This is a genomic window from Pelagibius sp. CAU 1746 (assembly GCF_039839785.1).
In the GTDB taxonomy this organism is placed as follows: Bacteria; Pseudomonadota; Alphaproteobacteria; order Kiloniellales; family Kiloniellaceae; genus Pelagibius.
The window spans coordinates 434,288-446,939 of record NZ_JBDOQT010000002.1; the positions used below are offsets into that span (position 1 = coordinate 434,288).

The 12,652-nt window shown below is 65.0% G+C and carries 9 protein-coding genes; 7 read left to right on the top strand and 2 right to left on the bottom strand.

What is annotated here, in order from left to right; all coding sequences use genetic code 11:
* Positions 1 to 203 precede the first annotated feature (203 nt).
* The 7 genes from AAFN88_RS18850 (at position 204) to AAFN88_RS18880 (ending at position 10,136) form a co-directional block, all read left to right on the top strand.
* Positions 204 to 1,574, top strand: coding sequence for an extracellular solute-binding protein (locus AAFN88_RS18850; protein ID WP_347522148.1), 1,371 nt, complete (start codon positions 204 to 206; stop codon positions 1,572 to 1,574).
* A gap of 56 nt (positions 1,575 to 1,630) precedes the next feature.
* Positions 1,631 to 3,526, top strand: coding sequence for an ATP-binding protein (locus AAFN88_RS18855; RefSeq protein ID WP_347522149.1), 1,896 nt, complete (start codon positions 1,631 to 1,633; stop codon positions 3,524 to 3,526).
* A complete protein-coding gene (locus tag AAFN88_RS18860; protein ID WP_347522150.1) occupies positions 3,523 to 4,890 on the top strand; it encodes a sigma-54 dependent transcriptional regulator in 1,368 nt (455 codons plus the stop codon). The genes AAFN88_RS18855 and AAFN88_RS18860 overlap by 4 nt, the downstream gene beginning before the upstream one ends.
* A 246-nt stretch (positions 4,891 to 5,136) precedes the next feature.
* Positions 5,137 to 6,471 (top strand): extracellular solute-binding protein, encoded by a 1,335-nt coding sequence (locus tag AAFN88_RS18865; protein WP_347522151.1) that lies wholly within the window; start codon positions 5,137 to 5,139, stop codon positions 6,469 to 6,471.
* A 68-nt stretch (positions 6,472 to 6,539) separates the two neighbouring features.
* Positions 6,540 to 8,249: an iron ABC transporter permease gene (locus AAFN88_RS18870; protein ID WP_347522153.1), complete on the top strand. Its 1,710-nt coding sequence runs from the start codon at positions 6,540 to 6,542 to the stop codon at positions 8,247 to 8,249.
* Between the two features lie 3 nt (positions 8,250 to 8,252).
* Complete coding sequence (locus tag AAFN88_RS18875; RefSeq protein ID WP_347522154.1) at positions 8,253 to 9,341, top strand: ABC transporter ATP-binding protein; 1,089 nt, start codon at positions 8,253 to 8,255, stop codon at positions 9,339 to 9,341.
* Positions 9,342 to 9,452: 111 nt separating this feature from the next.
* Entirely contained in the window at positions 9,453 to 10,136 is a 684-nt protein-coding gene (locus AAFN88_RS18880) for a histidine phosphatase family protein (RefSeq protein ID WP_347522155.1), read from the top strand.
* A gap of 238 nt (positions 10,137 to 10,374) precedes the next feature.
* On the opposite strand, the gene AAFN88_RS18885 is transcribed toward AAFN88_RS18880, so the two are convergent.
* Both AAFN88_RS18885 and AAFN88_RS18890 read right to left on the bottom strand, forming a co-directional pair.
* A complete protein-coding gene (locus AAFN88_RS18885) occupies positions 10,375 to 11,232 on the bottom strand; it encodes an OmpA family protein (protein WP_347522156.1) in 858 nt (285 codons plus the stop codon).
* A gap of 109 nt (positions 11,233 to 11,341) precedes the next feature.
* Positions 11,342 to 12,196: an OmpA family protein gene (locus AAFN88_RS18890; RefSeq protein WP_347522159.1), complete on the bottom strand. Its 855-nt coding sequence runs from the start codon at positions 12,194 to 12,196 to the stop codon at positions 11,342 to 11,344.
* Positions 12,197 to 12,652 lie beyond the last annotated feature (456 nt).

Consider the following 12,652-nt stretch of genomic DNA (forward strand, 5'->3'; position numbering starts at 1 on the left):
AGGGATCTTTTCTTGAAACGCCCCGGGCCCGCGCGGCCAGCGGGCGGCCAGACCGCGCCGGGGGCATAGCGCGTCCGGGCAGGGTGGCAGCGTCCGGCACCGCCGGCCTCCGCCGGTGTCTTCCGCAGATCGCATTTGCATGGCCACAGGCGGCGGATTAGCCTCCTGCGGGCCTTCAACTCGATCATCCGGAAGCAATGCCAATGATCAGAGACCGAGCTTCGATCGGAAGCATTGTTGCATTAACCCTGTTCTGCCTGCTGTTCCCTGCCCCCGCCAAGTCGCAGGGCGCCGGGCCGGCGGCTGCCGGCGGGCTCGAGAGCCAGCTCATCGTCCTGACATCGTTCCCCGAAACGATGTTCTCCGCCTTCCGCGAGGCCTTCGAAGCCGCTCATCCCGGAACCACGCTGCATTTCTTGAACCGCAAGACCTCGGCGGCGATCACCTACATTCAAGAGAGCCCGACACGCCAGGTGGACGTCGTTTGGGCCTCGGCGCCCGACGCTTTCGAGGTCCTGAAGGAATCCGGGCACCTCACGCCCTGGAGCGGCAGCCGCGAAGACTACCCTTCCGAGATCGCCGGCTACCCGCTGGACGATCCGGATGGCTTCTACTACGGCTTCGCGCTCTCGGGTTACGGAATCCTCTGGAACAGCGACTACCTCAACAAGCACGGCCTGCCGACCCCGAAGAGCTGGATCGATCTGCTGGCGCCGATCTATCGGGGGCACATCGGCGTCTCGGCGCCCTCGCGCTCGGGCACGATGCACATCATCGTCGAAACCTTCCTGCAGACCTACGGCTGGCAGCAGGGCTGGGCGCACCTGCTGCAGCTTTCCGGCAACCTCGCGACGGTCACGGCGCGCAGCTTCGGCGTCCGCGACGGCGTGCGCGCCGGGCGCTTCGGCCTCGGCCTGGCCATCGATTTCTTCGGCTTGTCGCTGCGCGCGCAGGGGCATCCCGTCGACTTCGTCTATCCGCCGGGAACCCCCCTCATTCCCGCCAACATCGCCATCGTGACGGGCGCCGAGCACCCGAAGGCCGCGGCGGCCTTCTTGACCTTCGTCCGCTCCGTGGCGGGGCAGGAGCTGCTGTTCCTGCCCCAGATCAGCCGGCTTCCGGCCTCCCCCTCCGCCTATTCGAAAGCCCCGGCCAGCCACCCCCATCCCTTCGACAACGGATTGGCCGACGGCGGCCTGCTGTTCGATTCGGACTTGTCGCGGCAACGCTACCACCTGGTCAATGCGCTCTTCGACCGGCTGATCACCTTCAGGCTCCGCACCCTGACCGAGGCCTGGGAGCGTTTCCATGTCCTGGGCAAGCGCGTCGATACGGCGGAACGCCCCGACCTGCAGGCCCGCCTGGACGAGGCCCGCAGACTGCTGACCGCCCTGCCCGTGACTGAAGCGGAAGCCCTCAACCCGGCGTTTTCCGGACAGTTCGTGCGCCGGCAGCCTGGACTTTCCGTTCCCGAGACGCAGGTCGCCGCGGAAGGCGCCTGGGAAGCCTTCGCCAGAAAGAACCATGCCGACGCCATGGCCCTGCTGGACGAGATCTCCGAGGCGCTGCGGTGAGCCGGAACATTCCCCATGCCGCGGCCGCGACCAGCCGGGCCGGAATTCGCGCCCGGATGTTCGCCGCCTTTGCCTGTATCCTGGTCTTCGTCGGCGCCGCCGGGGGCGTCGCCTGGTGGTCGTATTCCACGCTTGGCGAGTACCTGCGGCAGGTCTCCGAAGACACCATCCCGGCTTTCGCCGACGCAACCCGCTTGGCGGAGCGGGGCAGCGAGGTCTCCGCGGCGGCCACCGCCCTCTCCGTGGCGGCCGACGACAAGGAGCGGCAAGGCGTCTGGCGCCGGCTGGAGCCGGCCCTGTCCGACATGCGGGCGATCCTGGTGCAGTTCCAGTCCCTGGGCGGCAATACCGAGGTCAAGGCCCTCAACGCCTTGGTGGATCGCGTCGAGGCGACCTTGCTGGCGCTGGACCGCAACGTCCAGCACCGCTTCTTCCTGGCGGCGGAGAACCTCGAGCACGTTGAGCGGCTGCGCTGGGTCCACGCCGCCTTCCTGGACGAGATCGAGCCGATCGTCTCGGATGCCCGCTTCAACATGGACCTGGCGATCCGCAGTTCCGGCGACGGACCGGCCGCCGACCGCCAGATTATTCAGCGGGAAGCCCGCCGGCAGGAACTGCTGCTGCGCATCGACGCCGCCGGCAACCTGATGGTCGGACTCGTCGGGCGCGCCTCCTCCGCCCCCGACGTGGCGGCACTGGACGACACCTGGCGCTTCGCCGCCGAGGTCGTCGATCAGATGAAGGCCGACCTGGCCAACCTCGACAGCCCGGCCAGCGCGCTGTCGCTGCGCCAGACCGTCATCGAGTTGCTGACCTACGTCGACGGCGACAACAGCGTCTTCGATCTCAGGCGCAGGCAACTGACGGCCATGGATGACGGCATCAGCCTCGTCACCCGCACTTTCGAGACCATCGAGCAGTTGCAGCGCGAGACCGACATCAATCTCGCCGGGGTGTTCCAGTCGGCCCGCCAGATGACCGAGCGGTCCGAGAGCGCGATCTACCAGGGTCAGGTCATGCTGATTCTTTCGGCCATCGCCGTGACGCTCATCTCCATCCTCGTCATCTGGCTCTATGTCGGGCGCCGCCTGGTGCGCCGCATTCTCGAGCTCAACGAATCGATGAAGGCCATCGCCGGCGGCGACCTCTCGGCGCCCGTTCCATCCGGCGGCGCCGATGAAATCACCACCATGGCCCAGTCGCTGCGGACCTTCAGGGACACGCTGAGCGAAACCCAGGCGGAGCTTATCCAGGCCGGCAAGCTGGCGGCGCTCGGGCAACTCGCCGCCGGCATCGCGCATGAACTCAATCAGCCCCTCTCGGCCATTCAGTCCTACGCGCACAACGCTGGCACCTTCCTGGAGCGCGGCGATACGGCGGAAGCCCAGGCAAACCTGAACCACATACAGCGCCTCAGCCGCAAGGCGAGCGCCACCGTCAACCACTTCAAGACGCTGGCGCGCAAGCCCGCGTCGACCGTCGGCACGGCCTCCGTGCCGACGGTGGTCCGCGAGGCCCTGTCGATACTGGACAACCGGATTTCCGGGGAGGGCGTCGAAGTCAGGCTGCACCTGCCCGACGGCGACTGCCTGGCGCAGGCGGGCCCCATCCGGCTGGAACAGGTGCTCATTAACGTCATCGGCAACGCCTTGGACGCGATGAAGGACTCGCCGCGCAAGATCCTGGAGCTCAGCGTCCAAGAACGCGGGGAACGGGTCGCCATGGCGATCGTCGATACCGGCGTCGGCATGACCAGCGAACAGAGCCAGCACGCCTTCGACCCCTTCTACACGACCAAGCAGGTCGGCGAGGGGCTGGGCCTGGGCCTGACGATCTCCTACAATATTATCAAAGACTTCGGCGGCAGCATGAAAGCCCTGCCCATGGCTGCGGGTGGCACCAGATTCGAGATCTTGCTGAACAAAGCCCGTCAGAAGGGGGCGGCGGCATGACGTCCGCCGAAAAAGCCACGGTCTTCCTCGTCGACGACGAGCCGGATGTGCGCGAAGCCTATTGCCAGACGCTGCGCCTGGAAGGCATCGACTGCCGGGGCTTCGAGACCGGGGGCCAGGCCCTCGAGCGGCTGGGCCCCGGCTTTGCCGGGATCGTGGTTACCGACATCCGCATGCCGGGCCTCGACGGGATGGCCCTGTTCCAGCGGGTGCGAGACATCGATCCCGACCTTCCGGTCGTGATCATCACCGGCCACGGCGACGTCTCGCTAGCGGTGGAGGCCATGCGCGACGGCGCCTACGACTTCCTAGAAAAGCCGGTCGATCCCGAGCGGCTCGTGGAAGTCAGCGCCCGCGCCCTGGACCGCCGGCGCCTCGTCCTCGAGAACCGCTACCTGCGCCACCGCACAAAGCCGGACGATGCCATGTCGGAGCTGATGATCGGCGCGACCCCGGCGATGGAGGAAACGCGCGAACTGATCGCGACGCTGTCCAAAGCCGACGTCGACGTGCTGATCACCGGCGAGACCGGGGCAGGCAAGGAGCTCGCGGCGCGCTGCATGCACGACTTCGGCCCCAGGCGGGCGGGGAACTTCGTGGCTCTGAATTGCGGCGCCCTTCCCGAGACGGTGCTGGAGAGCGAGCTTTTCGGCCATGAACCCGGCGCCTTCACCGACGGCAAGCACCGGCGTATCGGCAAGATCGAACACGCCGACGGCGGCACTCTGTTTCTCGATGAGATCGAGTCGATGCCGCTGCAGGTCCAGGTGCGCTTCCTCCGCGTCCTGCAGGAACGGCGTATCGAGCGGCTCGGCGGTAACCGCGAGATTCCGGTCGACTTCCGCGTCATCGCCGCCGCCAAGGTCGACCTGCACAACCTGGTGGAAGACGGCACCTTCCGGGAAGATCTCTACTACCGTTTGAACGTGGCCACCGTGGCCCTGCCGCCATTGCGTGACAGGCTGGCGGACGTCCCGCTGCTGTTCCAGAACTTCGTCAACCTCTCGGCCCGCCGCCTGGGCCGGGCCGCCGCGGACATCCCCGTCGACGTTCTCCTGGCACTGCAGAACCATGACTGGCCCGGCAACATCCGCGAGCTGCGCAACGTGGCCGAGCGCTACGTCCTGGGATTGCCGCTGTTTCCCGGCCGCCGCTCCCAGGACGCCGCCCGCGCGAACGCCGCCGGCCAGGCCAATTCTCTCGAATCCCAGGTCGACGCCTTTGAACGCGCACTGATCGAGCGCGTCCTCGCGGCGCAGAGCGGCCGCGTCGGCAAGGCCGCCGAAGCGCTCGGCGTGCCCCGCAAGAAGCTCTATCTGAGAATGAAGAAGTACGGGTTGGACCGCAGGCGGTACCAGGATTGAGGCCAGCGCCCCCCTCGCCCCCCAACATTCCTGGGTCGGCGGCCCATATGAGTCATTATTGACCCATCTACTGGTGCCACTGGGTCGCTTATGACCCCCGGTAGCGTAAGGTCCGCGCCACTTCAACCGTCACCCATCTCTTTGACTCGGTGTAGGAAAGGGGCCGGCCTTTCGTTTCGCCGCACCTTTGGCATGACCTTTGCTTGTTCTCCCCCATCAAAACACCAACATTGGGGAGGAAATCAAATGCGTAAGACGCTCACTGGCTTGGCCAGCGTCTCTTTCATTCTCGGGGCGGTCTCGGTCGCCACCGCCGCCGAAGGCACCTTGACCATCGTCACTTCCTATCCGCCGGACACCACCAAGACCTTCGAGGCAGCCTTCGAAGCCGCCTATCCGAGCGTCGACGTGGAGATCCTCAACAAGAAGACCTCCGCCGGCATCAAATACCTGCAGGAAACCGCCGACAACAACGCTTCCGACCTTTTCTGGGCCTCGGCGCCCGACGCCTTCGAGGTGCTCAAGGACAGCAATCTGCTGTCCAAGTACACACCGAAAGTCGAAGGCATTCCCGAGAAGGTCGGCGCCTTCCCGATCAACGATCCGGACGGCTACTACCTGGGTTTCGCGGCCTCGGGCTACGGCATCATGTGGAACACCCGTTACCTCGAGGCCAAGGGCCTGGAGCCGGCGCGGCAGTGGTCGGACCTCAAGGACCCGAAGTATTTCGGCCATGTCGGCATCAGTGCGCCGTCGCGTTCCGGTACCACGCACCTGACGATCGAGACCGTCCTGCAGGGTCTCGGCTGGGAGGAAGGCTGGGCCGAGTGGAAGGCAATCTCGGCCAACATGAAGACGATCACCGAACGTAGCTTCGGCGTTCCGGACGGCGTGAACAGCGGTCAGTTCGGCCTGGGCATCGTCATCGACTTCTTCGGTCTCTCCTCGCAGGCTTCGGGCTTCCCGGTCGAATTCGCCTATCCCGAGGTCACCACCCTGGTGCCGGCAAACATCGCGATCATCAAGAACGCCCCGAACCAGGAAGCCGCGGAAGCTTTCGTCGAGTTCATCCTCTCGCCCGAGGGCCAGGCTCAGCTTCTGGACCCGAAGATCCGCCGCCTGCCGGTGAACCCGGCCACCTACGCCCAGGCCCCCGCCGACTTCCCCAATCCCTTCAAGGACAAGACCATTGGGGCGGCGGTCAAGTTCGACCTGGACCTCTCCAAGAATCGCTACAACGTCATCAACTCCCTCTTCGACGTGATGATCACCTACCGTCATGACGAACTGAAGAGTGCGATGAGCGCGATCTACGAGGCCGAAGCGGCGCTGGCCGGCAAGGACAACGCCGAAGCGGCCGGCCTCATCAAGCAGGCCCGGGCTCTTATCGCCGAAGTTCCGATCACCGCCGAGCAAGCGGCCGATCCGGACTTCGCCGCCGTCTTCACCAAGAAGCGGAAGAAGGCAAGCGATAAGGTGACGGGCCGTCAGGCCGAGATCGAACAGCAGTGGGACGACATGACCCGCGGCAACTACGAAAAGGCCGCGAAGCTCGCCGAGCAGGCCAAGTCGCTTCTGTAACCCTTCCAGGAGACGCGGGAGCGGCAATCGCCGCTCCCGCGTCTACCGCTTGCTCAGATAGGTGAGTCATGCTCTCGGCTTTGCGCGGGCAAAGGACGACAGCCAGCGTCGGCCTCTTCCTTGCTCTTTTTCTGATCGCCTTCCTCTTCGTTCCCGTGTTGAAGGTGATCTACGTCGCTTTTCAGGACCCGGCGACCGGCGAGTTGACCCTGATCAACTTCGTCGACTTCTTCAACACCGCCCTGTTCCAGGAATCCTTCTTCAACTCCTTCTACGTCTCGGCCATGTCGGTCCTCATCGCCACCCTGGTGGCGGTGCCCCTGGCCTACTTCACCACCCGCTTCAACTTCGGCGGCGCGGTCATCATCCAGACCCTGGGAATCGTGCCGCTGATTATGCCGCCTTTCGTCGGCGCGGTGGCGATGCAGCTTCTGCTCGGCGAGAACGGCTCGGTCAACCTGATCCTGAATGACTGGTTCGGCTTTACCATTCCCTTCATGCGGGGATTGAACGGCGTCATCCTGGTCGAGAGCATCCACTACTTTCCCTTCATCCTGATCAACCTTTCCGCGGCCCTGGCGAACATCGACCGCTCGATGGAGGAAGCCGCTCACAACTTGGGGTCCCACGGCCTCAGAATGTTCCGCCGCATCGTGTTTCCCCTTGCCATGCCCGGCTACGTCGCCGGCGCGGCGCTGGTCTTCATCAAGGTCTTCGACGACCTCGGCACGCCGCTGCTGCTGAACGTCAACACCATGCTGGCGCCGCAGGCCTATCTGCGCATTTCCTCCATCGGCATCTCCGATCCGATGGGCTACGTGATCTCCGTCGTCCTCATCGCCTTTTCGGTGCTGTCGCTCTGGGTTTCGCTGCTGGCGCTGAAGGGCAAGGACTACTCGACGACGCAGAAAGGCGGTGGCGGCCTCAGCAAGAGGGACATGCGCCCTTGGGAAAAGACCGCCTGCTACGGCGTGATCATTCTGATCCTGCTGCTGGTGCTGTCGCCGCACATCGGGTTGCTGCTGCTGTCTTTCGGCACCATCTGGTCATTCTCCGTCCTGCCCGACGGTTTCACTCTGGACCACTACCTCACCGTCTTCCAGACGGCGACGCAGTACGTTTCCAACACGCTGCTCTACGCCGGCATCGCGGCACTGGCGGATGTCATCCTCGGCACCGCCATCGCCTACGTGGTGTGGCGCACCGGCCTGCCCGGGCGCAAGTGGCTGGACTACGGCGCCACCATGGCTCTGGCCGTGCCGGGCGTCGTGATCGGCATCGGCTATCTGCGCACCTTCTACGCGCTCGACGTGCCCATCGTGGACAAGCCCCTGGCGTCCTGGTGGGTCATCATCGTCGTCGCGTTGACGGTTCGCCGCCTGCCCTATGCCCTGCGGGCCTGCGTGGCCGCCTTGCAGCAGGTCAGCGTCGCCCTGGAGGAGGCCGGAGAGAACCTCGGCGCCACCAAGGGACGCACCGTCTGGCGCATCCTCGTGCCGTTGATGAGCGGCGGCATCCTCGCCGGCTTCGTGACCAGTTTCGCCACGGCGGCGGTCGAGCTTTCGGCCACCATCATGCTGGTTTCGACGTCGGCAGACGCCCCCCTCGCCTACGGCATCTACGAGTTCATGCAATCGGCTTCGGGCCGCGGTCCGGGCGCGGCTCTGGGCGTGATCGCCGTGGTCATCGTCGGGTTCGGCACCTATCTTTCGCATCGCGTCATTGAAAGCGGGCGCAAATCCCGCGCACCGGCGGCCGCCGCCGTTCAGGAGATATAAGCAATGAAGATCAACAACAAGGAAGCTTCGGGAGTCAGAATCAGGAACCTCAGTCTGTCCTTCGACACCACCGAGGTTCTAAAAGACGTCAACCTGGAGGTCATGCCCGGCGAGTTCTTCTCCTTCCTGGGCCCGTCGGGCTCCGGCAAATCCACCCTGCTGCGGGCCATCGCGGGCTTCGGCCCGACACCCAAGGGCCAGATCCTGATCGGCGGCGAAGACATTGCCAAACTGCCGCCCTGGGAACGCAACGTCGGCATGGTGTTCCAGAGCTATGCCCTCTGGCCGCATATGACGGTGCGGCGCAACGTCGCCTTCGGCCTGGAGGAACGCAAGATCCCCAAGGCGCAACGTGAGGAGCGGGTGGAAGCGGCCCTCGATCTCGTCGGCCTGCTCGACTACGCGGAACGGCGGCCCTCGCAGCTCTCCGGCGGCCAGCAACAGAGAGTGGCCTTGGCCCGCACCGTGGTGATCGAACCGAAAGTGCTGCTGCTGGACGAGCCCCTGTCCAATCTGGATGCGAAGCTGCGTATCCAAATGCGCCAGGACATACGCGCCCTGCAGCGCAAACTCCAGCTCACGACCATCTTCGTCACCCACGACCAGGAAGAGGCCAACTCGACATCCGACCGTATGGCCGTGCTGCAGGACGGCATCATCCAGCAGGTCGGAACGCCCATGGAGCTCTACGACCAGCCGAAGAATCTCTTCGTCGCCAACTTCCTCGGCACCGCCAACGTGTTCGAGGGAGGAGTCGAGAAGACCGGGAACGGTACGGTCTTCCGCACCGACCGGGGCGTCGCCCTGCCGGTCGACGAAAGGCTGGCGGGGGACTGCCGCAACGTCGTGTTCCGTCCGCAGAACGTGGGAATCTCGGAGCACGGCGCCTCCGACCTCCCCAATCACGCGAGGGTGGACGGCAAGGTCGTCCGCGCCGAATTTCTTGGCAGCATCATTCGCTATGCGGTGGAGACCAATGGCGAGGTGGTCCAGGTGGACAGCTCGCACCAGCTCGGATCGGCACCCTTCGCCATCGGCGAGCCGGTCAGCCTTCAGATCCGCCGCGACCAGATCGTCTTCCTGGAGCACTGAGCACCAGTGCTTTCTACCCACCCGGTTCGGGGCGCCCGCTGAAGCGTCCCGAACCGCCGGTCCCTGCGCGGTTTCGGCAAGCCGCCGCGGACAAGCCTCGGAATTCAAGAAATGCCTCTTCTGAACGCCCATCTGACAAGAGTCGACGCCCCTCCCCTGCTGATCCTTCGACACGGCGAAACCGTCTGGAACGTGGAGGGCCGCTATCAGGGTCACAGCGACAGTCCACTGACCGAAACCGGCGAAGCGCAGGTCCGCGCCGTGGTCCGCACTCTCGCCGACCGCTACCCCGATCTGCCCGGCAGGCAGCTTTGGTGCAGCCCGTTACCGCGGGCAGCACGCTCCATGGCGATACTCTGTGAGGAGTTGGGTCTGCAGCCGCAATCGGCTCACTACGACGAGCGTCTAAAGGAGCGGGCTTACGGCCACTGGGAAGGCCTCAGCCGGGACGAGATTTTCCGCTCCTTCCCGGCGGATGTCGCCGAACACGAGCTGGATCCCTGGAGCAGCGTCGCCCCCGGAGGCGAGAGCTTCGCAGCCGTGGCGGAGCGGCTGCGTGACTGGCTGAGCGAATTGGACTTGCAGCAGCCCGCGCTGGTCATGGCACACGGCGGGTCGGGGCGGGTTCTCACGGCGCTCTGCTGCGGCCTCACACGGGCCGCCGTCTTCGCGCTCGACAATCCGCAGGCGTCGGCCATCACCTTGGATGGGAAATCGGCCGCCGTCATTCCGGCGGACCCCGCCCATCTTTCGGCGGTCGGCTGCGCCGACGCGGGACGCAGTGTCACCTTGTGAACCCGCGTCCGAGAGGTGAACCTGCGTCCGGACGGCCCGGCCGCCGCGCCTTCCCCGATCCGGGACGAACGCGGCGGCACAGACCTTCGAAGAGGCTTTGCCTACATCGGATTACGATTTGACGGAACCACAATGTGGTCCTGTCTAATCGTGTGAATCCGATCCAACTCAAAGGTATAGAGCAGGGTCACAGGGCCGGTGGATCGCCTTCGGCGATTCCAGCCGGCCCTGATCTGCTCTAGCGCCGGAACTCGATTTCAACACGGCGGTTGCGCTGCTCCGGGGCCTCGGTCATGACGACCGGATTGGCCTCGCCCAAGCCGCGACCGACGATCCTGGCGGCATCGACCCCTCCGGTAACGAGGAACTCGATGACCGAGTTGGCGCGCCGCTCGGACAGGACCTGGTTATAGGCCTCGGCACCTGACAGATCGGTGTAGCCGGTGATGTCGATCGCGCCGTCACCCGTCTTCTCGGCCGCCTCGACCACGTCGGCCAGCTCAACCTGGGCCTGGGAGGTCAGGGCAGAGCTGTCGAAGTCGAAGTAAACGACGAAGGGACCCGGCAGCGCCATCGGTGCAGGCGCCGGCGGCGGCGGCGGTGCCGGCGCGGCCATCGGCTTCGGCTCCAGCCGTTCCATCGCCGCGATGAAGCGGTTCTGGCAGGCCGCGATGTCGTCGGGCTGGAAGTTCTCTTCCTGCTCCTGCATCCAGCAATCGAAGCTGACCTGAGCCTCCGCCGCGTCGGCGGGCTGCCGGCTCGGCGCGCCGGCGGCCAGTGCCGCGACCAGACGTTCGCGGGCGCCCGTCAAAGTGCCGACTTTGTTACCCGGCAGCTCGCGCGCGGAAATCTCCTCGGGCTGGACGGTATCGCCCCGGGCGGCCGCCATCGCGCGCTCGGCGAAGTGATCCGAGTCGATGTAGTCCGCCTCGTCGAATTCCTTTTCGGAGAGATCCAGATAGCCGCTGTAAAGGGCTTGATCGAAAGCGCTGCCCTGGGGCGAGGCCATCTGCGCTTCTTGCAGGCCGAAGCCGGCGCAGCCCGACAACAGGGCGAGTCCGGCCACGGCCAGGAAGGTACGTATCACACGATTCATTATCGACGCTCCCATTTCTTCTTGTCTATACGGCAATTTTGCCGCGGGGTCAGGCGCCGCGGCCGCGTGACGTCAGTGCGTGACGCCGCGTGGCTGCGGCGGGGTTATTTCACGGCTCCAGCCTGATTTCGACGCGCCGGTTGGCCATTTCCGGTTTCTGCACGTCAACGACGGGGTCGGCCTTGCCAAGCCCGCGGCCAACGATCTTCCCGGCCTCGATGCCGCTGTCGACCAGGAAATTGATGACCGAATTGGCGCGCTGCTCGGAGAGCACCTGATTGTAGGCATCGGCGCCCACGAGGTCGGTATAGCCGCTGATATCGATGGTCTGGTAGTCGTCCTTCTTCGCGGCGTTGACCACGTCGGCCAGCATGGCCCGCGCATCCGGAGTCAAGCCGGAGTCATCGAAGTCGAAGTGCACGGTGAAGGCCTGGGGTTCCGCCATCATCGGCGCGGGCGGCGGTGGCGGCGCCGCGGCGACCTTCGGCCGCTCTTCCAGCTTGGTCATCGCCATCATGAAGTCGTCCCGGCAGGCGGCGATATCGGCCGGCTGGAAATTCTCTTCCTGCTCCTGCATCCAGCAGTCGAAAGCGATCTGGGCGTCGGCAGCCTCCAGGGGCTTGGCCTCCGCCGCCCCGGCGGACATCGCCGTCATCAGGCGCAGCCGAGCGGCAGTCAGCTCTTGAACCTTGTCGGCAGGCAGCTCGCGCGATGCAATCATGTCCGGCTGCACGGCCTTACCGCTGCCCGCGTCCATCGCCTTCATCGCGAAAGCATCGGAGTCCGAGTAGTCGCCCTCCTTATATTCGCCTTCCGAAAGCGCCAAGTAGCCGTCGTAGAGACTGCGGTCGTGGCTCGAGCCCTGCGGCGACATGGATTCCGCCTTCTGCAGCTCCATCCCGCTGCAGCCGGCCAGCAACGCTACCCCGGCCGCGGCCAGGGCCATGCGAAAAGCTCCATTCATTGTCTGATGCTCCCCTTTGCTGTCTCGTTGTCCGGCAGGGCCCGGAGCTGCGCAGCATCCGGCCGGGTGCCCCGCTCATAGCGGGTCAGCACAAAGCCGAAACGCCGATCTCCTCGGCCGCGACTTTTGTCCCGGCGCATTTTCCAAGGCAGCAGGCCCTCAAGATCATCCCGGTCCCCGGAACCATCCCTCTGTCTTTCCGGGGGCGGGAAATCCCAACCAAACCGTCCTACTGAGCCAATAGTCTATTCGACTATTTCCTCATCTGTGCAGGTGAAAAACAGCTACCCGACCTGAACGTTTGTCAGGGATAAAGCTGATCAACTCGTATATCACTAACGCCGCGGAAAGCCGCGGCACAAGGGGCAAAGAATGGCTGGGAAGCCATTGAGAATCAAGAATAGTATCCTACATCGTTGAAGCTGACGCCATCCCGGGCAATTCCGAGGAGGTTCT

Bases quoted from the DNA above. Each gene is read 5' to 3' on its own strand.
- AAFN88_RS18850 (WP_347522148.1), top strand. From the start codon at position 204: ATGATCAGAGACCGAGCTTCGATCGGAAGCATTGTTGCATTAACCCTG.
- AAFN88_RS18855 (WP_347522149.1), top strand. From the start codon at position 1,631: ATGTTCGCCGCCTTTGCCTGTATCCTGGTCTTCGTCGGCGCCGCCGGG.
- AAFN88_RS18860 (WP_347522150.1), top strand. From the start codon at position 3,523: ATGACGTCCGCCGAAAAAGCCACGGTCTTCCTCGTCGACGACGAGCCG.
- AAFN88_RS18865 (WP_347522151.1), top strand. From the start codon at position 5,137: ATGCGTAAGACGCTCACTGGCTTGGCCAGCGTCTCTTTCATTCTCGGG.
- AAFN88_RS18870 (WP_347522153.1), top strand. From the start codon at position 6,540: ATGCTCTCGGCTTTGCGCGGGCAAAGGACGACAGCCAGCGTCGGCCTC.
- AAFN88_RS18875 (WP_347522154.1), top strand. From the start codon at position 8,253: ATGAAGATCAACAACAAGGAAGCTTCGGGAGTCAGAATCAGGAACCTC.
- AAFN88_RS18880 (WP_347522155.1), top strand. From the start codon at position 9,453: ATGCCTCTTCTGAACGCCCATCTGACAAGAGTCGACGCCCCTCCCCTG.
- AAFN88_RS18885 (WP_347522156.1), bottom strand. From the start codon at position 11,232: ATGAATCGTGTGATACGTACCTTCCTGGCCGTGGCCGGACTCGCCCTG.
- AAFN88_RS18890 (WP_347522159.1), bottom strand. From the start codon at position 12,196: ATGAATGGAGCTTTTCGCATGGCCCTGGCCGCGGCCGGGGTAGCGTTG.